Genomic DNA, 20,373 nt, shown 5'->3' on the forward strand with positions numbered 1-20,373 from the left:
TTTTGTCAGTTCTCCTTCCCTTGTGTATTGGTTCGTTTTTTGCCCTCCCCCCCCCCCTCCTCCCCCCTCCCCCCCCCCCCCCCCCCCCCCCCCCCTCTCCCTCCCCCCCCCCCCCCCCCCGCCGGGCGGTGGCGGCTCAGCCCTTGTACTGGGCCTTGTCCTCCGCGGCGATCTCCTCCTCGGGCTCGCGGCCCGGGGTCGGGAGGTTGAACTTGACGATCGCGAACCGGAACACGGTGTAGTACAGCGCCGCGAAGACCAGCCCCGTCAGGGCGAGCAGCCACGGCTTGGTGGCGATACCGAGGTTCAGTACGAAGTCGATCGCGCCGGCCGAGAAGCCGAAGCCGTCCTTCATGCCCAGTGCCCAGGTCAGCGCCATCGAGACACCGGTCAGCACCGCGTGGATGGCGTACAGCACCGGGGCGATGAACATGAAGGTGAACTCGATCGGCTCGGTGACGCCGGTGATGAAGGCGGTCAGCGCGATGGAGAACATCATGCCGCCGACGACCTTGCGGCGCTCGGGCCGGGCACAGTGCACGATCGCCAGGCAGGCGGCCGGGAGGGCGAACATCATGATCGGGAAGAAGCCGGTCATGAACTGTCCGGCCGAGGGGTCGTGAGCCAGGAAGCGGGCGATGTCGCCGTGCTTGCCCTCGTAATCACCGGCCTGGAACCACGGGAAGGAGTTGAGCAGGTGGTGCATGCCGACCGGGATCAGCGCACGGTTGGCGACACCGAAGATGCCGGCGCCCACCGCGCCCGAGCCGACGAGCCAGGCGCCGAAGCTGTGCAGCCCGGCCCCGAGCACGGGCCAGATGTAGCCGAAGACGATGCCGATGACGAGACCCGCGAAGGCGGAGAGGATCGGCACCAGGCGGCGCCCGCCGAAGAAGCCGAGCCAGTCGGGCAGCTTCTTGCGGCTGTAGCGCTGGTAGAGCAGCGCGACCACGAGACCCATCACGACGCCGCCCAGTACGCCGGCGTCCACCGGCGGGGCGACATTGGCTATCTTGCCGTCGACGACCTCCTGGACCGTGGGCAGGTTGGTGTCCTTGAAGGTGCCGAGCACCTGCTTGAAGACCAGGTAGCCGACGACCGCGGCCAGACCGGTGGAGCCGTCGGACTTCTTGGCGAAGCCGATCGCGATGCCCACGGCGAAGAGCAGCGGCATGTTGTCGAGCAGCGCACCGCCACCGGCCGCCATGAACTCGGCGATCTTGTTCAGGAAGCCGGGCAGCGACTCCCGGCCGAGCATGTCCGGCTGGCCGAGCCGCACCATCAGCGCCGCCGCGGGAAGCGTGGCGATCGGCAGCATCAGACTGCGGCCGATGCGTTGGGCCACTGCCATGGCGCGGGAGCCGCGACCCTGCTTGTCGGGAGCCGCCGTAGCGGTGGCCGAACTCATCGGATTCCTCCTGGTGAGGCGGGCGCTCGAAGGGGGACGGCCCGCGCTTGGTCTGCACCTTGGTCTAAACCACTAGTGGTTTAGACCATTCTTAGCACGTAGTCCCGACATAAAGGAATCCAAAGGAATTCATTCTTCCAAGTGGTGTGGACCACATGACAACCGGCCCCCGGGTCACAGGACCCAGGGGCCGGCGGGCACGTCACACCAGGCCGGGCGGCGGCCCATGCGCGGCCACTTCCGGCGGTTTCCCGGCGGTGCTACTTCCGCTCTGCTACTTCACGTTCTCCCGCTCCATCGCGTCCCCCACCTCATCCGGCTCGCGGCCGGGTGTCGCCAGGTTGAACGCGGTGATCAGGAAGCGGAAGAGGACGTAGTAGACCACCGCGAAACACAGGCCGATGGGAATGATCAGCCAGGGTTTGGTCGCCAGGCTCCAGTTGATGACGTAGTCGATCAGCCCCGCCGAGAAGCTGAAGCTGTCGTGGACCCCCAGCGCCCAGCTCACCGCCATCGACACACCCGTCAGCAGCGCGTGCAGCACGTACAGCAGCGGCGCGACGAACAGGAAGGAGTACTCGATCGGCTCGGTCACACCCGTCACGAACGACGTCAGGCCGACCGACAGCATCATGCCCGCGATCTCCTTGCGGCGGTGCGGCTTGGCGCAGTGGGCGATCGCCAGCGCCGCCGCCGGCAGCGCGAACATCATGATCGGGAAGAACCCGGTGGTGAACTGCCCCGCGTCCGGATCGCCCGCCAGGAACCGGTTGATGTCACCGTGGACTACCGTGCCGTCCGGCTTGGTGAAACTGCCGAACTGGAACCAGACGAAGGTGTTCAGGAACTGGTGCAGCCCGACCACCAACAGGGCGCGGTTGGCGACGCCGAAGATCCCGGAGCCCCACGCCCCCAGGCCCGACAGCCACTCGCTGAAGCTCGTCAGCGCATCGCCGATCGGCTGCCAGACGAACAGACACAGCACCGCGAAGACCAGGCCGACGAAGGCCATGATGATCGGGACCAGCCGGCGGCCGTTGAAGAACCCCAGCCAGTCGACCAGCTTCACGCGGTGGAAGCGCTGCCAGAGCCAGGCGGACAGAAACCCCATGACGATGCCGCCGAAGACCCCCGGGTTCTGGAAGGCGGCCTGGGTCACCGTGTTGGTCCGGTCCACGCAGACCCCGCTCCACAGGCCCGCCTGGGTGTACACCTGGCCCGCGGAGCAGCCCTGCGGGAAGGCGTGCAGCACCGAGAAGTAGACGAGGAAACCGGCCACCGCCGCCAGCGCCGTCGACCCGTCCGACTTCTTGGCCATCCCGATCGCCACACCGATACAGAACAGCAGCGGCAGGCCGAGCGCCGAATCCAGCAGCGCACCGCCGGCGGCCGCGAAGACCTTGCCGACCGCGTCCCAGCCCAGCCCGTCCGCGCCGAACACATCAGGCTGCCCAAGACGGTTGAGGATCCCCGCGGCGGGCAGGACGGCAATCGGCAGCTGGAGACTGCGCCCCATCTTCTGCAGGCCCTGGAAGAAGTTCGACGCCCAGTTCCTCCTCGGCGCCGCCGCCGCTGCGTTCGCACTCATCCCTGTCCTCCCGGCGCCGGCCCGTCGACAACCGGCCCGGCGCTTGCCGCATACTGGTGGTGTAGACCACTTTCGGGGGGCGCGCAGCGACCGGACTTCCGGCTGCCCGGCGCGCACTCCGGTGATCGCCATCCTTCGTCAGACAGCGGACAAACGCCCACATAGTTGGGCTGAACGTGCGTTACGGTGTGAAAACCGCACGGCGGCACCGCCGGCGGCCGAGACAAGCAGGAGTGGACATGGCCAGCAAGGCTGAGAAGATCGTCGCCGGGCTCGGCGGACTCGACAACATCGAAGAGGTCGAGGGCTGCATCACCCGCCTCCGCACCGAGGTCGTGGACTCCTCCCTCGTCGACGAGGCCGCCCTCAAGGCCGCCGGCGCCCACGGCGTCGTCAAGATGGGCACCGCGATCCAGGTCGTCATCGGCACCGACGCGGACCCCATCGCCGCCGAGATCGAAGACATGATGTGAGCTGACCCCCGCTCACTCCCGAAGGCCCCGCCCCGGACACCACCGCCCCGGAGTGGGGCCCTCGCCGTTCCCGATAGGGTCTACGCCATGTCTCGCATCGACGGCCGCACCCCCGAACAGCTCCGCCCTGTCACCATCGAACGCGGCTGGAGCAAGCACGCCGAAGGCTCCGTCCTCATCTCCTTCGGCGACACCAAAGTCTTCTGCACCGCCTCCGTCACCGAAGGCGTCCCGCGCTGGCGCAAGGGCACCGGCGAGGGCTGGGTCACCGCCGAATACTCGATGCTGCCCCGCTCCACCAACACCCGCGGCGACCGGGAATCCGTACGCGGCAAGATCGGCGGCCGCACCCACGAGATCAGCCGCCTCATCGGCCGCTCCCTGCGCGCCGTCATCGACTACAAGGCCCTCGGCGAGAACACCATCGTCCTGGACTGCGACGTCCTCCAGGCCGACGGCGGCACCCGCACCGCCGCCATCACCGGCGCCTACGTCGCCCTCGCCGACGCCATCACCTGGGCCCAGGGCAAGAAGCTCATCCGCCACGGCCGCAAGCCCCTCACCGGCACCGTCTCCGCCGTCAGCGTCGGCATCGTCGACGGCACCCCCCTCCTCGACCTCTGCTACGAAGAGGACGTCCGCGCCGAGACCGACATGAACGTCGTCTGCACCGGCGACGGCCGCTTCGTCGAGGTCCAGGGCACCGCCGAGGCCGAGCCCTTCGCCCGCGACGAACTCAACGCCCTCCTCGACCTCGCCGTCGCCGGCTGCGCCGAACTCGACGGCGCTCAGCGAGCGGCACTGGCCCGCACGCTCTGAGCGGCGCCTGCGGGCGGTGCGCACGGGCCCGCGCTCCGGGGGCGGGGCGCGGGGCGGGGTGTGCCTTGCCGGGAGCGGACCGGTGTGTGCCCGGGCCGGAGCGGGCCGGGGTGTGCCCTGCCGGGAGCGGGGCGCCGCTGGGTGTCTCGCCCGGAGCGGGCCGGTGTGCCTCGCCCGGAGCGCGGGCCGGCCGGCTTCCGCCGTCCGGGAGGCCACGCCTCACGCGTGAGGGCCCCGGCCGCTCCCGGCCCCTGGCACCCCTGTGACCCTTTTCTCACGGGGCCGCCCGCTCTGGAAATGCCCCCGAGGCACCCGCACTGTGGAGCCATGTCCACCACCGCTGCCACCGCGCCCCGCACCCGCACCCGCGCCCGCACCGGCGGGCCCAAGGACGACTCCCGGCTCCTGGAGCACGTCCTCGGCTGGACCCTGGTCGTCGCCCTCGCCATGCTGCTCACCCAGACCGGCCTCCTCTGACGGACGGCCGCCGGGGGGGAAGGGGCACGCCGCCCGGCCGCCGGGGGACCGGTCGCGCCGCGCCGCCGCCGACGAAGGATGCGCCTGCGCGCAACCAAAACAACCCCGTCCCGCGTTTCTTCCTTTGCCCGCACATTGCCAACGGAAGGAACCCGCGCCATGGCCCCCCGCACGCTCCCGCAGCGCCGCCGCGCCACCACCGCAGTCGCCGCGCTGGCGGCCGCCGCCCTCGCGATACCGCTGCTCTCCGCCTGCGGAGCGGTCCAGAAGGCCATGGACTGCGCCAACACCGCCTCCTCCGTCGTCGACGCCGTCGACAAGCTCCAGCAGGCCGCGGACACCGCCGTCAGCGACCCGCAGAAGACCCAGCAGGCCCTCGACGACATCGACAAGAACCTGCGCAAGCTCAGCAAGGAGACGAGCGACGCCGATCTCTCCCAGGCCATCGACAAGACGAACGACGGCATCAAGGCCGCCCGCAAGGACCTCGACAACAACAAGGCCCCCGACATCCAGCCGATCGTCGACGCCACCGGCCAGATGACCAAGATCTGCACTCCGGGGTAGCCAGGACAGCCGGGATAATCGGGTCCCATGCAGACTCACACCGGCGGACCCTCCGCACGCCCCCGCCGCCTCATCCTCGCCACCCGTAACACCGGCAAGGTCAGGGAGCTCCGCGCGATCCTGGAGGCGGCCGACCTCGACATCGAACTCGTCGGCGCCGATGCCTACCCCGACGTCCCCGACGTCAAGGAAACCGGCGTCACCTTCGCCGAGAACGCCCTCCTGAAGGCGCACGCCCTCGCCCGGGCCACCGGCCACCCCGCCGTCGCCGACGACTCCGGCCTCTGCGTCGACGTCCTCGGCGGCGCGCCCGGCATCTTCTCCGCCCGCTGGGCCGGGTCCCACGGCGACGACCAGGCCAACCTCGCCCTGCTCCTGGCCCAGCTCGGCGACATCGCCGACGAACACCGCGGCGCCCACTTCGCCTGCGCCGCCGCCCTCGCCCTCCCCGACGGCACCGAACGCGTCGTCGAGGGCACCCTCGAAGGCACCCTCCGCCACGCCCCCACCGGCACCGGCGGCTTCGGCTACGACCCCATCCTCCAGCCCCTCGGCGACACCCGTACCTGCGCCGAACTGACCCCCGCCGAAAAAAACGCCATCAGCCACCGCGGCCAGGCCTTCCGGGCCTTGGTACCGGTGGTACGGGAGTTGCTGGGCTGAGGTCTTCCGTACGGGAAGGGGAAGGCCCGGCTCCGCGGTTCGACGGGCCGGGCCTTCGTATCCAAGGTGTGCGGCCGGAGGGACTCGAACCCTCACGGGTGTTACCCCACTGGCACCTAAAGCCAGCATGACTGCCAATTCCATCACGGCCGCTTGCCACGGCCATGGTACTTGTTGGTCGGACGCAGCGTGAGGTCTACCGCTGGTGTCGGCCGCCCCGGCACCAAGTGTCGGTGACCGCGTGGCAGTTGGGGCAGAGAAACCGCAAATTCTCCTGACGGTCGTCACGCCAGTCGCCGTTGATGTGGTCGATCTCCAGGGTCATGGGCTTGCCGTGCCATGCGGGGCCTGCCCCGCATTCGGCACATCTCTCCGGCACGCCGACCTGCCGCAGGGCTCGCCGTAGCAGCACGGTTCTTGTCCGGCGTTTCCCGCGGTGCTTCACGAGTATCTGCTCAGGACCCTTGACCGGTGTGGTCCCCGGCTTCCCGCGCATATGTGCCTGTCCCAGGAAGTGACTCGTGTCGATGCCGTGGTCGGATACCCATTGATGGAACAGCGAGCGACCGCGAGAGTTATCGGGCTTTTCCAGATACCGCAGGGCAGCGGCGATGGAAGAAGAGGCGCTGACGGCTTTCTGGAGGTCGTCCCTGCTGGGGCGGCGAAGATGAGTGGCGCGCCGTGCGACGGGCTTGAAGTGGGAAACGTCGATTCCGAAGTGCTCGAAGCGTCTGAACAGATGCCGCCGCAGCTGATGGTAGGAGCGGCCACCGCAGAACGCGATGACTTCGTCAATGTCCGTGCAACGCCTTGCGGCCTCGGTCAACAACGCCCGGGTGTAGCGGATGCTGTCGCTCATTGCGGCGCTCCGGTGTTCCGGGGACAGATGCCCTTGTTGCGCCCCCGGTAGGTATCCGTGGCGGAGTGGCAGTTGGGGCACAGAAACCGAAGATTCTCCCTACAGTTGTTACGCCAGTTTCCGTCGATGTGATCGACCTCCAGCGGCAGCGGGCGATCGCGCCAGACGGGCCCGGTGCGGCAGACGGCGCAACGCTCGTCCGCCCCGAGCGCGAGCATGGCAGCTTTGAGCCGGTGGCTCGGCATGCGTCGACCGGGGTTTTCTGCGTGCACGAGCAGTTCCTCGGGGCTGCACCGCCGACGAGCCTTGGTTTTTCTGCGGCCGACCGGAGAAAAGTGCGACGTATCGATGCCCAGGTTCTGGATGCGTCGGCTGATGTGGGTGTGCTGACCGCCTACGGGGTCAAGACCGAGCCGTCGTAAGACCTCGCACATGTTCGTCGAGAGTGCCACCGCATCCTCAAGGAGCTCCTTGGTCCAGCGCGTCCCTTCACGCTCGAAGTGCGAAGTATCAACGTCCATTGACCTCATTCGGTCATGGAGGTACCGCCGCGAGGTCCCCTTCGGATCCACCCCGAGCTTGCGTAATGCCTCCGACAGCGTCCGCGAGGAGGCGGCCGCCTCCTCCAATCGCTCCCGGGTGTACGGACTGACCGGCATGCTCCCCCCGTTCCGCGCACCAGGCCCACCCGTGCGCTCTCTCGAACGGAACAACGATCGAACGCAGAGCCGGTTACGCCGCGTCGGAAGGAGATTCGGGAAAGAGGTTCGGGAAGGAGGCTCCGAGAAGAGTCGAGGGGCCCGGGGAGAGATTCCCCGGGCCCCTCGACGTCCTGTCCCGCAGGTCAGAAGCGTGGTTCCGGGGTCTGGGCCTCGATGAGTTCGACGGCCTCCTGCTTGGTGGCGACGGAGGGCGGGGAGCCTTCGAGGGGCTGTTGGGCGGTTTCCTTCATGCAGGCGACGGCGATGACGCCGACGAGGGCGGCGCCCATCGTGTAGTAGGCGGGGACCATCACGTTCTTGTCGAAGACGTCCATGAGGGCGGTGATGACCAGGGGGGTGGTGCCGCCGAAGAGGGAGACCGCCAGGTTGTAGCCGATGGAGAGGGAGCCGTAGCGGACGTTGGTGGGGAAGAGGGCGGGGAGGGCGGCGGACATGGTGCCCAGGAGGCAGACCAGGGAGAGGCCGAGGAGGGCCATACCGGCGCAGACCGCGGGGAGGCTGCCCTGCTTGACGAGGAGGAAGGCCGGGATCGCGAGGACGAAGAAGCCGAGCATGCCGGACATCAGCAGGGGCTTGCGGCCGTAGTGGTCGCTGAGTTTGCCGACGGTGCTGAGGATGCACATCAGGACGGCCATGGTGGCGAGGAGGATCAGCAGGCCGTGGGACTCCTCGTAGTGGAGGGTGTCCGTCAGGTAGGTCGGCATGTACGACAGCAGCATGTAGTCGGTGATGTTGTAGGCGCCGACCAGGGCGATGCAGAGGATGAGGGTGGGCCACTGCTGGGTGAAGATCTCGCCGATCTTCTTCTTGGGGGCGTTCTCGGAGAGGTGCGAGAACTCCGCCTCGGTCTCGACGGCGGAGTTGCCGCCGCCGTGGGTCCGGGCGGCCTCGAACTTCTGGAAGGCGGGGGTCTCGTCGAGCTTGACCCGGAGGTAGAGACCGACCAGGCCGAGCGGGCCGGCGATCAGGAACGGCAGGCGCCAGCCCCAGTTGAGCATGGCCTCGTCGCCGAGGGTGGTGTTGAGCAGCAGCACGATGCCGGCGGCGCCGGTGTAGCCGATGAGGGTGCCCATCTCCAGGAAGCTGCCGAAGAATCCGCGCTTCTTGTCGGGGGCGTACTCGGCGATGAAGGTGGAGGCGCCGCCGTATTCGCCGCCGGTGGAGAAGCCCTGCACCAGGCGGAAGAGGATGAGCAGGACGGGCGACCAGAAGCCGATGGTGGCGTAGGACGGGATCAGACCGATGCAGAGGGTGCCCAGCGCCATCATGATCATGGTGAGGGCGAGGACCTTCTTGCGGCCGATGCGGTCGCCGAGCGGGCCGAAGTAGGCGCCGCCGAGGGGGCGTACGAGGAAGGCCACGGCGAAGGTCGCGAAGGATGACAGCAGCTGGGTGGTGCCGCTGCCGCCGGGGAAGAAGACCGCGCCGATGGTGACCGCGAGGTAGCTGTAGATCCCGAAGTCGAACCATTCCATGGCGTTGCCGAGCGCGGCGGCTTTCACGGCGCGCTTGACGACCCGTTCGTCGGTGACGGTGATGTCGGTGCGCCGCAGTCTGGGGTTCTTGCGCCGCGCGACGGCACGGAAGAGCACCCGGTGGCGCTTGAGCGCTTCCCGGTCCTGGTCGGGAGCGGGGTCGGCTCCGGTGCTGCCGGTCGGCACGAGGCGGTCCTCTCGGTCGGTCAGCGCGGGGTGCGCGGTGGGATTACGACAGGTGCGCCTGCGCAGTGGAGCGCGAATCAAACCACTCTGGCCGGAGGAATTGCGGTACGTCCTGCGCGGCTGGGCCGTCCGGAGCACCGGAGCGGGGCCGTGGCAGGGCCGCGGCGGGGGCGCGCCAGGGGTGCGGCGGCCCTTGTTACAGGACTGGTACACAGCCGAGTGCCCACCGCAGCGTTGAGGCAATCAGCCTGTGTCGCGGGGACGGGAGAGTGGCAGCACAGGACGCGGCATTCGTGTTTGCTGTGGGGGTACGGGGTGTCGTCCCCGGGAGGAGAGCGTGATGACGGACCGCGAACGGGCCCGCTGGGGCCGGGGGCGTACCGCGCTGGCGGCCTTTGTCGCGGTGACCGTGCTGGCGGCCGGTGGGGTGTGGCTCGGGCAGGTGTCGGACCGTGCGTCGGCGGTGGATGCCGCGCCGAAGACGTCGGCGGTGCAGGACGTGAAGGACGCCGGTACCTCGTCCGGAGGGCTGCCGGGGGTCCGGGACTGCGGGCGCGGCAATCCGGTGACCAAACCGCATGTGATCACGCTGACCTGCGAGGATGCGGAGATGGTGGCGACCGCGATCACGTGGAAGTACTACGGTGCGCGGGAGGCCTTGGGGGTGGGTGTGGTGCAGGTGGAGAAGTCGGACGCCGGGGCGGGCGCGGATGCCGGGTTCCCGGCCACCTTCCGTCTGCGGGACCCGGAGCGGGTCGGCGGGGAGCTGGCCTTCACCGGCCTGGAGGTGACGTACGAGGGGTCCACGCCGCTCGGTGACACGACGGAGATGTACACCCTCGCGTGATGGGCATTCGGGGCCGGATCGCGCTGGCCATTTCCTGTATGACCGCGCTGGCCGTGGTGGTGCTCGGGTTCGCCGTGCACCACATAGCGGATGCGGAGCGGAAGCGGTCGGCGCGGGCGTATCAGGACGACCGGCTGAGTTCGGCGCTGCAGATCTTCGAGCGGGACGGCACGCTGGCGCTGGGGGCGCAGCTGAACGATGAAGACCTGCCGCGGCCGTTGCGGGAGGCGGTGTTCCGGAACCAGTCGGGGACGTATGTCAGCGGCGGTGGGGATCCGCGGGTGTGGGCGGCGACCGGGGTCGGCGGCGGCGACGGGGGCAGGCCGGCGCGGTCGCTGTCGGTGTCGGCGGCGTATCCGGATGACGATCCGGCGCAGCTGGCGCTGGACCGGGCGCTGCTGATCGCGGGGTGCGGCACGGTCACGCTGATGGCGGGGGTGTCGTGGTTCGTGGCGCAGCGGCTGTCGCGGCGGCTGCGGCTGAGTGCGGCGGCGGCGCGGCGGATCGCGGCGGGGGCGGCGCCGGACGCGGACGCGCTGGCGAGCAACGGCCGGGACGAGGTCGCCGAGTTGGGCCGCAGCGTGCATCACATGGCGACGTCGCTGGCGGCGCGGGTGGAGGCGGAGCGGGAGTTCACCGCGGATGTGGCGCATGAGCTGCGGACGCCGGTGGCCGGTCTGGTGGCGGCCGCGGAGTTGTTGCCGCAGCCGCGGGCGGTGGAGCTGGTGCGGGACCGGGCGCAGGCGATGCGGCGGCTGGTGGAGGATCTGCTGGAGGTGTCCCGGCTGGACGCGGGGGTGGAGCGGGCCGATCTGGACGCCTGTGAGCTGCCGTCGCTGGTGCGCGGGATCGTGCAGCGGGCGGCGCGGCAGCGCGGGGTCGACGAGGCGGACGAGGTGTCGGTGTCCGTGGAGGGGGAGCCGCGGATCGTGGAGACGGACCGGCGCCGTGTGGAGCGGGTGCTGGTGAATCTGCTGGCGAACGCGGCCAAGCACGGCAAGCCGCCGATCGAGGTGGTGGTGGCCGGTGCGCGGATCGTGGTGCGTGATCACGGTCCGGGGTATCCGGCGGAGTTGTGTGCCGAGGGGCCGCGGCGGTTCCGTACGGCCGCGCCGGAGCGGGGGACCGGGCACGGTCTGGGGCTGACGATCGCGGCCGGCCAGGCGGAGGTGCTGGGCGCCCGGCTGGACTTCGGCGCCGCCGCGGACGGCGGCGCCGAGGCCGTGTTGGAGCTCCCGGACCGGGCGGTGCCCGAGCTCGTGGTTACAGTCCCAGGTCCTTGATGATCTTCGCGACGTGGCCGGTGGCCTTGACGTTGTAGAGGGCGCGCTCGACCTTGCCGTCCTCGTCGAGGATGACGGTGGAGCGGATGACGCCGGTGACGGTCTTGCCGTAGAGCTTCTTCTCGCCGAAGGCGCCGTAGGACTCCAGGACCGTCTTGTCGGGGTCGCCGAGGAGGGTGACCTTGAGCTCTTCCTTCTCGCGGAACTTGGCGAGCTTCTCCGGCTTGTCGGGGGAGATGCCGATGACGTCGTAGCCGTGGCCGGCCAGGAAGTCGAGGTTGTCGGTGAAGTCGCAGGCCTGCTTGGTGCAGCCGGGAGTCAGGGCGGCCGGGTAGAAGTAGACGATGACCTTGCGGCCCTTGTGGTCGGCGAGCGAGACCTGCTTGCCGTCCGCGTCGGGCAGGGTGAAGGCCGGTGCGGTGTCGCCGGGCTGAAGTCGCTCGCTCATGCGCCCGCCTCGCTTCGCTCGGCGCGCACGCATTCGCGATGCGCGCACCTCTCCACGATTCGCTCGCTGCGCTCGCTCATGGTTCTCCTTCGCGTGGGTCCGTACGCCCCGACATTAGCCAGCCGGGGCGCGGCATGGTGCCGGGGGCGTCCCGGCGCCGCGAAACGGGGGTGCTGTGGGGCGTGTGGGGGGCCGAGCTGACAGACTGTCCATGACGAATCGGCAGTCAGTGGTGTGGCCGGTTCCGTACGGGACCACGAGTCCGGCCCCGTACGCATCGGCGCGAGACGACGGAGGCAGCGCGGTGGCGGAAGCCAGGACCCCGGCGCAGATCGAGGCGGACATCGTCCGCAGGCGGCAGGAGCTCGCCGTCACGCTCGACGAGATCGGTGTGCGGCTGCACCCGAAGACGATCATGGATGATGCGAAGGCCAGGGCGGCGGCCGCCATGGACCGTACGGCGGGGCGGGCCTATGTGGCCGCCAACCGCGCGGTGACGGATGTGCGGGCGCAGCTGGTGTCGGAGGACGGGGCGCCGCGGCTGGAGCGGATCATTCCGGTGGCGATGGTGGGCGTGGCCGTGGTGGGCCTGCTGACGCTGCGCGCCAGGCGGCGTTGCTAGTACCGGGCCGGTAGGCCGCCGCGGGCGGGCCCGGGGCGGGCCGCGGTGCGTGCCGGGCGGCGCCGGGCAGGTACGGTCGTGCCGTGAGCCCGAATAACACCAAGGACACCCACGACAAGCTGCCGATCCGGATGCTGCACGACCGTGTGCTGGTCCGGACGGACATCCCCGAGGGCGAGCGCCGCTCGACCGGGGGCATCGTCATTCCCGCGACCGCGGCGGTCGGCCGCCGCCTGGCCTGGGCCGAGGTGGTCGCGGTCGGGCAGAACGTGCGGACCGTGGAGGTCGGGGACCGGGTGCTGTACGACCCGGAGGACCGGGCCGAGGTCGAGGTGCGCGGCGTGGCGTATGTGCTGATGCGGGAGCGCGATCTGCATGCGGTGGCCGCGGAGCGGCTGGAGGGCGCGGAGGACTCGACCGGGCTGTATCTGTAGCCGGTACGCCCCCGGCCAGGGGGTTCTCGCGGGCGGTGACCGGGGTCACCGCCCGTTTCGCTGCCCTTTGCTAGCCTCGGAACCCACCCGACGAGACGCGCCGTACCGGGTCAGGACAAGACGACGCACCCCTGTTGAAGCTCTTTCGCGGAGGTGCCGTCATGGCCTGGATCCTGATCGTGGTCGCCGGTCTGCTGGAGGTCGGCTGGTCGGTCGGCATGAAGTACACCGACGGCTTCACCCGGCTGTGGCCCAGTGTGTTCACCGGCGCGGGCATCGTCACCAGCATGCTGCTGCTCTCGTACGCCGCCCGGACCCTGCCGATCGGCACCGCCTACGGCGTGTGGGTCGGCATCGGGGCGGCCGGGGCGGCGGTCGTCGGCATGACGGTGCTCGGCGAGCCGGCTACCGCGGCCCGGATCTTCTTCATCTGTCTGCTGCTGGTGGCGGTGGTCGGGCTCAAGGCGACGTCGGGGCACTGACGCCCGGCCGGTGCGCGGGCCGCGCCGTGCCCGCCCCGCTATCCGCCCCACCCCCACCCCATCTGCCGCTCCAGGACATCGCTCTGGGGCTGGACCGTGGGGAAGTCATCGGTCGGGGGTGTGGTCGGCCCGGGTTCGGTGGGGGCGGTCGGGGTGGGGGGCGTGACCGTCGGCCGGGTGGGGCCGACGGTGGGCGGCGCGGGGTCGGTGGGCGAGTCCGTCGGGTCGGTGGACGCGCTGTCCGAGGCGCTGGGCGACAGCGAGTCGCTGCTGGAGGGCTCGGGCGAGGACGGCTCCGCGCCCGCCTCCAGCTGGAGGTCGAAGTCGCGGACCGGGCGGCCTTCCAGCGCGGCCGCGGTGTAGTCGGCCCAGATCTGGGCGGGGTAGTCACCGCCGTTGACCCGTGACAGGCCGCCCGCGCCGTACAGCGGCTCCTGTGCGGCGCTCTCCGGGTTCTGGCCCAGCACCGCGACGACGGTGGCGAGTTCGGGGGTGTAGCCCGCGAACCAGGCCGCCTTGTCCTCCTCGGCGGTGCCGGTCTTGCCGGCCGCGGGCCGCCCGGCACCCTGGGCGGCGGTGCCGGTGCCGCCGTCGACGACGCCGCGCAGGATCGCGGTGGTGGTGTCGGCGGCCGGCCTGGGGACGGCCCTGGTCTCCTCGCGCTCGGGCAGTTCGATCTCCTCCTCGCTCTTGGTGACCTTGTCGACCAGGGTGTACGGCCGGTGGCTGCCGTGGTGGGCGAGGGTGGCGTAGACCTGGGCCATGTCCAGGACGCTGGGGGTGGCGGTGCCCAGCGAGACGGCGCCCTGGGAGGCGGCGAGGCTGGGGGTCCGGGCGGGGATGCCCAGGTCGGCGGCGGTGGCCTTGACCTTGGCCGGGCCGACGTCGATGCCCATCTGGGCGTAGACGGCGTTGACGGACTTGTCGGTGGCCTCGGTGACGGTGATCGGGCCGTAGGAGCGGTCGTCCTCGTTGGCGGGCGCGAAGCCGGTGGGCCGGCCGTGACTGACCGTCATCCGCTTGTTGGTGCCGTCGTAGACGGTGTTCGGGGTGATCCGGGTGCCGTCCTGGGTGGTGGAGCCGTGTGCGACGGCGGCGGCGAAGACGATCGGCTTGAAGGTGGAGCCGACCTGGTAGTCCCGCCGGGTGGCGCCGTTGACGTACTGCTTGGCGTAGTCGATACCGCCGTAGAGGGCCACCACCCGGCCGCTCGCGGGGTCGATGGAGGCGCCGCCGGCCCGGACGTAGCGGTCGACCTTCCGGGAGTCGTCGAGCCGGTCCATCACCCGGGTGTTGACCGCCTTGACGAAGGCGTTCTGGCGCTTCTTGCCGATGGTCGTGGTGATGCGGTAGCCGCCGCCGCGCAGGGTGTCCTCGTCGAGGATGTGGTGGTCGAAGAGGTAGTTCTTGACGGCCTCGACGAGGTAGCCGCGCTGCCCGGACAGTCCGGGGGACGCTTTGGCGCGCCGGGTCGCGGGGAACTCCAGCGCGGCCCGTTCGGCGCGGGTGAGCCACTTCTTCTTGACCATGCCGTCCAGCACGTAGTGCCAACGCGCCAGCACCCGCGGCCGGTTCTCGGGGTGGGCGGTGAGGTCGTAGGCGCTGGGGGCGTTGAGGAGGGACGCGAGATAGGCGCCCTGGGCGGTGGTCAGCTGCTCCGCGTCGCGGCCGTAGTAGGAGCGGGCGGCGGCCTGGATGCCGTAGGCGTTGCGGCCGTAGTAGCTGGAGTTGAGGTAGCCCTCCAGGATCTTGTCCTTGCTCACCTCGCGGTCCAGCTTGATGGCGATGAAGAACTCCTTGGCCTTGCGGGTGACGGTCTGTTCCTGGCCGAGGTAGTAGTTCTTCACGTACTGCTGGGTGATGGTGGAGCCGGACTGTTTGCCCTTGCCGGTCAGGGTGTTCCAGGCGGCCCGGACCATCGCGGCGGGGTCGACCGCGGACTCGGAGTAGAAGTCGCGGTCCTCGGCGGCGAGTACGGCCTGCTGGACGGACTTGGGGATCTGGCTGAGGGTGACGTTCTGCCGGTTGACCTCACCGTCGTGGGCCAGCTCGGAGCCGTCGGAGTAGAGGTAGATGTTGCTCTGGGCCTTGGCGGCGCTGTTGGCCGGCGGGATGCCGACGAGCAGATAGCCGGCGATCATCCCGCCGACGACGAGCAGCAGGAACAGCAGCCCGGTGCCCAGCACCGTGCGCCAGGTGGGGAGGACACGGCGCCAGCCCGTGCGTTGTCCGCTCATGTCGGTATGGACTCCTCGGCCGCCGCCGGAGGTTGTACTGCGACGGACGGTGTCGTGTCGGGGGATTGCGCGCGGTACGCCGGGAAGAGCAACTGCCGCCCGCGGGGAAACTCTCGCATCATGCGTCCCGGTCTCCGGAGGTGGCGCGCACCGCGGACCGCCACCTGACCGGCTGAATGGCGCCCACGGCTCACCCGAAGCGGTGATAATTCGATGGTGCCCGCCGTGCCCGCGACTTAGGCTCCGGTGCTTTGCGCGTCCGACGGAAACGGGGCTGGGGGGAGCACGGCGTGGTGTACGCGGCGGTGGCGGCCGGCAGCTTCCGGCGGTACGCCACCTATCGGATCGCCACCGTGGCGGGGGTGTTCACCAACACCGTCTTCGGCTTCATCATCGCCTACACCTACCTCGCGCTGTGGGACGAGCGGCCGCACCTGGGCGGCTACGACCAGGCGCAGGCACTGACGTTCGTCTGGACCGGGCAGGCGCTGCTGGCCACCGCGGCGCTGATGGGCGGCGGCGGGCTGGACGAGCTCCAGGAGCGGATCCGTACCGGCGATATCGCGGTGGACCTCTACCGGCCCGCGGATCTCCAGCTGTGGTGGCTGGCCGCGGATCTGGGGCGGGCCGGGCTCCAGCTGCTCGGCCGCGGGGTGGCGCCGATGGCGGTGGGCGCCCTGGTCTTCCCGCTGGCGCTGCCCGGCGATGCGCTGACCTGGGGCTGTTTTCTGCTGTCGGTGCTGTTCGGGGTGCTGGTGAGTTTCGCGCTGCGGTATCTCGTCGCGCTGGCGTCGTTCTGGCTCCTCGACGGCTCGGGACTGGCCCTGATCAGCGGGCTGGCCTGCATGTTCTTCACGGGGATGGTGCTGCCGCTGCGGGTCTTCCCCGGCGGCTTCGGGGAGGTCGTCCAGCTGCTGCCGTGGGCGGCGATCCTTCAGGTGCCGGCCGATGTGCTGATGGGTGTCCGCAGCGGTGACGCCCTGGTGCGGGGGCTGGTGTTCCAGGCGGGGTGGGCGGGGGCGCTGCTGGCGCTGGGCCGTCTGGTGCAGTCGGCGGCGACCCGCAAGGTGGTGGTGCACGGTGGCTAGCGGGCGGACGGCGGTGCCGGGCCGGGGCGGACGCGGGCGGGCGGCGGAGGCGGCGTGGGGGCTGGCCGCGTACGGGCTGATCGTCCGGATGTGGGTGCGCTCCACCCTCGCCTACCGGACCTCGTTCGTGATGATGACGGTCGGCAGCTTCGCCGCCAACGGGCTGGACTTCGTCGCGATCATGCTGATGTTCTCGCAGATCGAGGCCCTCGGCGGCTTCTCGCTGCCCGAAGTGGCCTTCCTGTACGGCACGTCCGGGCTCGCGCTGGGCCTGGCGGATCTGCTGCTGGGCAGCATCGAGGGGCTGGGCCTGCGGATCAGGGACGGCACCCTCGACACGCTGCTGCTGCGCCCCGTGCCAGTGTTCGCGCAGATCGCGGCGGACCGCTTCGCGCTGCGCCGGGTGGGCCGGATCACCCAGGCGCTGCTGGTGCTCGGCTGGGCGCTGCCCCGTGTCGAGGTGGACTGGACGGTGGGGCGGGTGCTGATGGTGCCCATGATGGCGGTGTGCGGCACGGCCATCTTCGCGGCGGTCTTCACCGCCGGGGCCGCCTTCCAGTTCTGGGCGCAGGACGCGGCCCAGGTGCAGCACTCCTTCACCTACGGCGGCAATGCGCTGCTGCAGTACCCGCCGACGGTGTTCGCCAAGGAGCTGGTGCGCGGGGTCACCTACCTCGTACCGCTGGCCTTCGTGAACTGGCTGCCCGCGCTGCGGCTGCTGGGCCGGCCCGACCCGCTGGGGCTGCCGGGCTGGGTGGACTTCCTGGGGCCGGTAGTGGCGGCGCTGATGTGTACGGGGGCCGGGCTGGCGTGGCGGCTGGGGCTGCGGGGGTACCGGAGCACCGGCAGCTGAGGGCGCCTCACGGGACGGGCCGCGAACGGGACGACGAAGGAGTGGGCGGGATGAGCGGTGCTGCCGCTGCGGAGCAGCTGATCGAGGTCGACGGCGTCGAGAAGGTCTTCTCGGTGCGGCGCAAGGCCGGCCGGCTGCGGCGGGTGCGGCAGGAGGTCCGGGCCGTGGACGGCATCTCCTTCCGGGTGCCGCGCGGCGAGATGGTCGGCTACATCGGGCCGAACGGCGCCGGGAAGTCCACCACCATCAAGATGCTGACGGGCATCCTCGTCCCCAGCGGCGGGCGGCTGCGGATCGCCGGCATCGACCCGGCACGGGAGCGGACCCGGCTCGCCCGCCGGATCGGGGTGGTCTTCGGGCAGCGCACCACGCTGTGGTGGGACCTGCCGCTGAAGGACTCGTACGAGCTGGTGCGGCGGATGTACCGGGTCCCGGACCGCACCTACCGCGCCAACCTGGAGCGCTGTGTCGACCTGCTGGACCTGGGCCCGCTGCTGACCGTGCCCGTACGGCAGCTGTCGCTGGGGCAGCGGATGCGCGGCGATATCGCGGCGGCGCTGCTGCACGACCCCGAGGTGCTGTATCTGGACGAGCCGACCATCGGCCTCGATGTGATCAGCAAGGCGAAGGTGCGCGAGTTCCTGCGCGAGGTGAACGCCGAGCGGGGCACCACGGTCCTGCTGACCACCCATGACCTCACCGACATCGAGCAGTTGTGCCGCCGGGTGATGGTCATCGACCACGGCCGTCTGGTGTACGACGGCGGGCTCGACGGGCTGCGGGCGGCCGGTGACGGCGAGCGGACGCTGGTGGTGGACCTGGCGCGGGAACTACCGCCGATCGAGGGCGTACCGGGCGCCCGTACGGTCCGGGTGGACGGGCCCCGGCAGTGGCTGGCGTTCCCGGCGTCGCAGAGCGCGGCGCCGCTGGTCGCGGCGGTCGCCGCGCGCTATCCGCTGGTGGATCTGTCGGTGCGGGAGCCGGACATCGAGACCCTGATCGCCGAGCTGTACGCGGGCGGTGGCACGCGCCGGGATGTCGCGGAGGACGGCGGCAAGGCGCCTGGCGCCCTCTAATGTGGCCGTATGACTGAAGACCTCCCGGAATTGCGCGCTTCCGACACCGACCGTGAGCGGGTCGCCGAGATCCTGCGGGACGCCGTCGCGGAGGGGCGGCTGGCGATGGAGGAGTTCGACGAGCGGCTGGACGCGGCCTACCGGGCCCGTACCTACGGGGAGTTGGCGCCGCTCACCGCCGATCTGCCGGTGGCCGCGGCGGCCCCGGCGCCGCTGTCGCTGCGCAAGGAGAGCGGCGCGCCGGCGCGGTGGTCGGAGCGGATCGTGAGCGGCACGGAAGGTTCCGCGCTGGGCGTCGGCATCATGGGCGGCTTCCAGCGCAAGGGCCGGTGGACGATCGGCCGGCGCTTCACGGCCGTCGGCGTCATGGGCGGCGGCGAGATCGACCTGCGCGAGGCGAACTTCGCCGGCCCGGAGGTCGTGATCACGTGCTGGGCGCTCATGGGCGGGGTGCAGATCGTGGTGCCGCCGGGCGTCGATATCGACGTCCGCGGGCTCGGCATCATGGGCGGCTTCGACGCGCGGGAGGACGGGGAAGGGGCCGAGCCCGGCGCGCCCCGGGTCATCGTCAAGGGCCTGGCCCTGATGGGCGGCGTCAGCGTCGAACGCAAGCTGCCCAGGGCCGAGCGCCGCCGCCTGAAGGAGGAGCGGCGCCGCCTGAAGGAGGACGGGCGCAAGGAGCTGGACTAGGGCCTGTCGTCGAGGTCCCGCCTGGCTCGCGGTGCCCGGCACGTGTTGCGGTGCCCGGCACGTGTCGCGGTGCCCGGCACGGACCGGCCCCTAGAGCATGCTCAGTGCCTGCATCGCCTCGCGTTCGATGCGCGAGAGCTCGTGGAGCAGGGAGCCGGCCTGCGTGAGGTTCTCGCCGTCGCCGGATTCGCCTGCTGCCGCGATGAGTGCGGCCACCTGGGTCCACAGGGTGGCGGCCTCGGTATACAGGCGGTGGCCGGTGCGCAGGTGGCCGCTGTCGATCAGCTGGGCGCATTCGGCGAGGAAGTCCCGGTAGAGATTGCGGAACAGGGCGCCGCCGGTGCCGGCCTGCTCCATGAGGACGGCGGTCCGTGCCAGGTCCTCCCGCGGATTGCCGCTGCGCTCCCGCCACTTCGGCACCTGCTGGGCGGTCTTCTGGATGCCCCGGTGGCCCAGGTTCGCGATGGGCGGGTTCAGGAAGGCGTCCGCACAGCTCTTGATCGCGGGGATGATCCGGTCCTGGGGCGGCGTCAGGTCGCCGGGCGCGGTGAGGGTGAAGGAACGGTGCCTGGCGGTCATGGGGCCGCGCTCGGCCCTGGCCCTGGCCAGTCCGGCGAGGCCGGTGGAGACGGCTCCGCCCTGAGGGGCGGTGTCCACCAGATAGGCGTCCTGGTCGTCGTAGCCGTACATGGCCACGATGTGCCCGCCGAAGTGCACCTTGGTGCTGAAGTAGTCCAGGTGGTAGCTGTCGAGCTGAAGGCCGACCGGTCGGCCGGCGTCGAGGGGTGCCGCCACGTTCTGCCACGCCTTGCGCGGGGAGGTGGTCTCCCCGACCTGAAGACCGAGCCCGAGTACGGCGGCCAGGTTCCTGGTGAGCTCGAACGGCTTGACCCGGCCTCCCAGGAAGGGAAAGCCCATGCTCTTGCTGTCCCAGTAGATGAAGGACAGCCCGGAGCCGAGCCCGAACAGCATGGGCTCGGACAGGTCGAGTCCCTCGTGCCGCAGCAGCACGCCCAGCGCCGTCGTCTCACAGTGCTGCATGCCGCGGGCATCGATGCCTTTCACCATGGCCATGC

At 70.5% G+C, this 20,373-nt stretch carries 22 protein-coding genes, 1 tRNA gene and 1 riboswitch; of the genes, 14 read left to right on the forward strand and 9 right to left on the reverse strand.

The genetic code is table 11. From position 1 onward, the window contains the following. Positions 1 to 136: 136 nt before the first annotated feature. The gene (locus ACZ4XD_RS34820) at positions 137 to 1,408 is read right to left on the reverse strand and encodes a PTS transporter subunit EIIC (protein WP_468049041.1); all 1,272 of its coding nucleotides are present in this window, start codon (positions 1,406 to 1,408) and stop codon (positions 137 to 139) included. A 274-nt stretch (positions 1,409 to 1,682) separates the two neighbouring features. Continuing rightward, positions 1,683 to 2,996, reverse strand: a complete 1,314-nt coding sequence (locus tag ACZ4XD_RS34825) for a PTS transporter subunit EIIC (RefSeq protein WP_468049043.1) — start codon at positions 2,994 to 2,996, stop codon at positions 1,683 to 1,685. A 239-nt stretch (positions 2,997 to 3,235) separates the two neighbouring features. Here ACZ4XD_RS34825 and ACZ4XD_RS34830 point away from each other — a divergent pair, with 239 nt between their 5' ends. The 5 genes from ACZ4XD_RS34830 to rdgB all read left to right on the forward strand — a co-directional run bounded on the left by ACZ4XD_RS34830 (position 3,236) and on the right by rdgB (position 5,995). Further along, complete coding sequence (locus ACZ4XD_RS34830) at positions 3,236 to 3,469, forward strand: PTS sugar transporter subunit IIB (protein ID WP_018091307.1); 234 nt, start codon at positions 3,236 to 3,238, stop codon at positions 3,467 to 3,469. 87 nt (positions 3,470 to 3,556) lie between these two features. Continuing rightward, positions 3,557 to 4,288, forward strand: a complete 732-nt coding sequence (gene rph, locus ACZ4XD_RS34835) for a ribonuclease PH (RefSeq protein WP_018091308.1) — start codon at positions 3,557 to 3,559, stop codon at positions 4,286 to 4,288. Positions 4,289 to 4,615: 327 nt separating this feature from the next. Next, the gene (locus ACZ4XD_RS34840; RefSeq protein ID WP_468049045.1) at positions 4,616 to 4,765 is read left to right on the forward strand and encodes an SCO1431 family membrane protein; all 150 of its coding nucleotides are present in this window, start codon (positions 4,616 to 4,618) and stop codon (positions 4,763 to 4,765) included. A gap of 159 nt (positions 4,766 to 4,924) precedes the next feature. Then, entirely contained in the window at positions 4,925 to 5,332 is a 408-nt protein-coding gene (locus ACZ4XD_RS34845; protein WP_468049047.1) for a hypothetical protein, read from the forward strand. A gap of 27 nt (positions 5,333 to 5,359) precedes the next feature. Continuing rightward, positions 5,360 to 5,995: an RdgB/HAM1 family non-canonical purine NTP pyrophosphatase gene (gene rdgB / locus ACZ4XD_RS34850; protein WP_468049052.1), complete on the forward strand. Its 636-nt coding sequence runs from the start codon at positions 5,360 to 5,362 to the stop codon at positions 5,993 to 5,995. 69 nt (positions 5,996 to 6,064) lie between these two features. On the opposite strand, the gene ACZ4XD_RS34855 is transcribed toward rdgB, so the two are convergent. From ACZ4XD_RS34855 to proP, 4 genes are all read right to left on the reverse strand, one after another. Further along, positions 6,065 to 6,148 (reverse strand) — tRNA-Leu (locus ACZ4XD_RS34855). A gap of 43 nt (positions 6,149 to 6,191) precedes the next feature. Next, positions 6,192 to 6,854, reverse strand: a complete 663-nt coding sequence (locus ACZ4XD_RS34860; RefSeq protein WP_468049055.1) for an HNH endonuclease — start codon at positions 6,852 to 6,854, stop codon at positions 6,192 to 6,194. Then, the gene (locus tag ACZ4XD_RS34865) at positions 6,851 to 7,513 is read right to left on the reverse strand and encodes an HNH endonuclease signature motif containing protein (protein WP_468049058.1); all 663 of its coding nucleotides are present in this window, start codon (positions 7,511 to 7,513) and stop codon (positions 6,851 to 6,853) included. The genes ACZ4XD_RS34860 and ACZ4XD_RS34865 overlap by 4 nt, the downstream gene beginning before the upstream one ends. Before the next feature lie 185 nt (positions 7,514 to 7,698). Continuing rightward, the gene (proP, locus tag ACZ4XD_RS34870) at positions 7,699 to 9,237 is read right to left on the reverse strand and encodes a glycine betaine/L-proline transporter ProP (RefSeq protein ID WP_468049060.1); all 1,539 of its coding nucleotides are present in this window, start codon (positions 9,235 to 9,237) and stop codon (positions 7,699 to 7,701) included. Between the two features lie 340 nt (positions 9,238 to 9,577). On the opposite strand from proP, the gene ACZ4XD_RS34875 reads away from it, so the two are divergent. Both ACZ4XD_RS34875 and ACZ4XD_RS34880 read left to right on the forward strand, forming a co-directional pair. Continuing rightward, positions 9,578 to 10,084, forward strand: a complete 507-nt coding sequence (locus ACZ4XD_RS34875; protein ID WP_468049064.1) for a hypothetical protein — start codon at positions 9,578 to 9,580, stop codon at positions 10,082 to 10,084. After that, on the forward strand, positions 10,084 to 11,367 hold the full coding sequence (locus ACZ4XD_RS34880) for a sensor histidine kinase (protein ID WP_468049068.1): 1,284 nt from the start codon (positions 10,084 to 10,086) through the stop codon (positions 11,365 to 11,367). The genes ACZ4XD_RS34875 and ACZ4XD_RS34880 overlap by 1 nt, the downstream gene beginning before the upstream one ends. Here the strand turns inward: ACZ4XD_RS34880 and bcp are convergent. Further along, on the reverse strand, positions 11,348 to 11,815 hold the full coding sequence (bcp, locus tag ACZ4XD_RS34885) for a thioredoxin-dependent thiol peroxidase (protein WP_386688704.1): 468 nt from the start codon (positions 11,813 to 11,815) through the stop codon (positions 11,348 to 11,350). The genes ACZ4XD_RS34880 and bcp overlap by 20 nt on opposite strands. A gap of 304 nt (positions 11,816 to 12,119) precedes the next feature. Between bcp and ACZ4XD_RS34890 the strand changes: the two genes are divergently transcribed. The 3 genes from ACZ4XD_RS34890 to ACZ4XD_RS34900 all read left to right on the forward strand — a co-directional run bounded on the left by ACZ4XD_RS34890 (position 12,120) and on the right by ACZ4XD_RS34900 (position 13,353). Beyond that, positions 12,120 to 12,437, forward strand: coding sequence for a DUF3618 domain-containing protein (locus tag ACZ4XD_RS34890; RefSeq protein ID WP_468049072.1), 318 nt, complete (start codon positions 12,120 to 12,122; stop codon positions 12,435 to 12,437). Between the two features lie 131 nt (positions 12,438 to 12,568). Next, a complete protein-coding gene (locus ACZ4XD_RS34895; RefSeq protein WP_042155576.1) occupies positions 12,569 to 12,871 on the forward strand; it encodes a GroES family chaperonin in 303 nt (100 codons plus the stop codon). Positions 12,872 to 12,944: 73 nt separating this feature from the next. Next, positions 12,945 to 13,001, forward strand: a riboswitch (guanidine-III (ykkC-III) riboswitch). A gap of 31 nt (positions 13,002 to 13,032) precedes the next feature. Further along, a complete protein-coding gene (locus tag ACZ4XD_RS34900; RefSeq protein ID WP_468049075.1) occupies positions 13,033 to 13,353 on the forward strand; it encodes a DMT family transporter in 321 nt (106 codons plus the stop codon). 38 nt (positions 13,354 to 13,391) lie between these two features. Here ACZ4XD_RS34900 and ACZ4XD_RS34905 read toward each other — a convergent pair whose 3' ends face one another. Then, positions 13,392 to 15,590, reverse strand: coding sequence for a transglycosylase domain-containing protein (locus ACZ4XD_RS34905; RefSeq protein WP_468049078.1), 2,199 nt, complete (start codon positions 15,588 to 15,590; stop codon positions 13,392 to 13,394). Positions 15,591 to 15,880: 290 nt separating this feature from the next. Here ACZ4XD_RS34905 and ACZ4XD_RS34910 point away from each other — a divergent pair, with 290 nt between their 5' ends. The 4 genes from ACZ4XD_RS34910 (at position 15,881) to ACZ4XD_RS34925 (ending at position 19,297) form a co-directional block, all read left to right on the forward strand. Beyond that, positions 15,881 to 16,678 carry an ABC transporter permease gene (locus tag ACZ4XD_RS34910; RefSeq protein WP_468049082.1) on the forward strand — a complete coding sequence of 266 codons (798 nt, stop codon included), beginning with the start codon at positions 15,881 to 15,883 and terminating at the stop codon, positions 16,676 to 16,678. Positions 16,679 to 16,766: 88 nt separating this feature from the next. Beyond that, complete coding sequence (locus tag ACZ4XD_RS34915; RefSeq protein ID WP_468049108.1) at positions 16,767 to 17,531, forward strand: ABC transporter permease; 765 nt, start codon at positions 16,767 to 16,769, stop codon at positions 17,529 to 17,531. 50 nt (positions 17,532 to 17,581) lie between these two features. Continuing rightward, the gene (locus ACZ4XD_RS34920) at positions 17,582 to 18,607 is read left to right on the forward strand and encodes an ABC transporter ATP-binding protein (RefSeq protein ID WP_468049085.1); all 1,026 of its coding nucleotides are present in this window, start codon (positions 17,582 to 17,584) and stop codon (positions 18,605 to 18,607) included. 9 nt (positions 18,608 to 18,616) lie between these two features. Next, positions 18,617 to 19,297, forward strand: a complete 681-nt coding sequence (locus tag ACZ4XD_RS34925; protein ID WP_468049089.1) for a DUF1707 SHOCT-like domain-containing protein — start codon at positions 18,617 to 18,619, stop codon at positions 19,295 to 19,297. Positions 19,298 to 19,387: 90 nt separating this feature from the next. Here ACZ4XD_RS34925 and ACZ4XD_RS34930 read toward each other — a convergent pair whose 3' ends face one another. Beyond that, complete coding sequence (locus tag ACZ4XD_RS34930) at positions 19,388 to 20,371, reverse strand: BtrH N-terminal domain-containing protein (RefSeq protein ID WP_468049093.1); 984 nt, start codon at positions 20,369 to 20,371, stop codon at positions 19,388 to 19,390. Between the last annotated feature and the right edge of the window lie 2 nt (positions 20,372 to 20,373).

The organism is Streptomyces sp. NPDC029466 (assembly GCF_055574515.1).

Coding starts and splice junctions, on each gene's coding strand:
- ACZ4XD_RS34820 (WP_468049041.1), bottom strand. CDS start 1,408: ATGAGTTCGGCCACCGCTACGGCGGCTCCCGACAAGCAGGGTCGCGGC.
- ACZ4XD_RS34825 (WP_468049043.1), bottom strand. CDS start 2,996: ATGAGTGCGAACGCAGCGGCGGCGGCGCCGAGGAGGAACTGGGCGTCG.
- ACZ4XD_RS34830 (WP_018091307.1), top strand. CDS start 3,236: ATGGCCAGCAAGGCTGAGAAGATCGTCGCCGGGCTCGGCGGACTCGAC.
- rph (WP_018091308.1), top strand. CDS start 3,557: ATGTCTCGCATCGACGGCCGCACCCCCGAACAGCTCCGCCCTGTCACC.
- ACZ4XD_RS34840 (WP_468049045.1), top strand. CDS start 4,616: ATGTCCACCACCGCTGCCACCGCGCCCCGCACCCGCACCCGCGCCCGC.
- ACZ4XD_RS34845 (WP_468049047.1), top strand. CDS start 4,925: ATGGCCCCCCGCACGCTCCCGCAGCGCCGCCGCGCCACCACCGCAGTC.
- rdgB (WP_468049052.1), top strand. CDS start 5,360: ATGCAGACTCACACCGGCGGACCCTCCGCACGCCCCCGCCGCCTCATC.
- ACZ4XD_RS34860 (WP_468049055.1), bottom strand. CDS start 6,854: ATGAGCGACAGCATCCGCTACACCCGGGCGTTGTTGACCGAGGCCGCA.
- ACZ4XD_RS34865 (WP_468049058.1), bottom strand. CDS start 7,513: ATGCCGGTCAGTCCGTACACCCGGGAGCGATTGGAGGAGGCGGCCGCC.
- ACZ4XD_RS34875 (WP_468049064.1), top strand. CDS start 9,578: ATGACGGACCGCGAACGGGCCCGCTGGGGCCGGGGGCGTACCGCGCTG.
- ACZ4XD_RS34880 (WP_468049068.1), top strand. CDS start 10,084: ATGGGCATTCGGGGCCGGATCGCGCTGGCCATTTCCTGTATGACCGCG.
- bcp (WP_386688704.1), bottom strand. CDS start 11,815: ATGAGCGAGCGACTTCAGCCCGGCGACACCGCACCGGCCTTCACCCTG.
- ACZ4XD_RS34895 (WP_042155576.1), top strand. CDS start 12,569: ATGCTGCACGACCGTGTGCTGGTCCGGACGGACATCCCCGAGGGCGAG.
- ACZ4XD_RS34900 (WP_468049075.1), top strand. CDS start 13,033: ATGGCCTGGATCCTGATCGTGGTCGCCGGTCTGCTGGAGGTCGGCTGG.
- ACZ4XD_RS34905 (WP_468049078.1), bottom strand. CDS start 15,590: ATGAGCGGACAACGCACGGGCTGGCGCCGTGTCCTCCCCACCTGGCGC.
- ACZ4XD_RS34915 (WP_468049108.1), top strand. CDS start 16,767: ATGTGGGTGCGCTCCACCCTCGCCTACCGGACCTCGTTCGTGATGATG.
- ACZ4XD_RS34920 (WP_468049085.1), top strand. CDS start 17,582: ATGAGCGGTGCTGCCGCTGCGGAGCAGCTGATCGAGGTCGACGGCGTC.
- ACZ4XD_RS34925 (WP_468049089.1), top strand. CDS start 18,617: ATGACTGAAGACCTCCCGGAATTGCGCGCTTCCGACACCGACCGTGAG.
- ACZ4XD_RS34930 (WP_468049093.1), bottom strand. CDS start 20,371: ATGGCCATGGTGAAAGGCATCGATGCCCGCGGCATGCAGCACTGTGAG.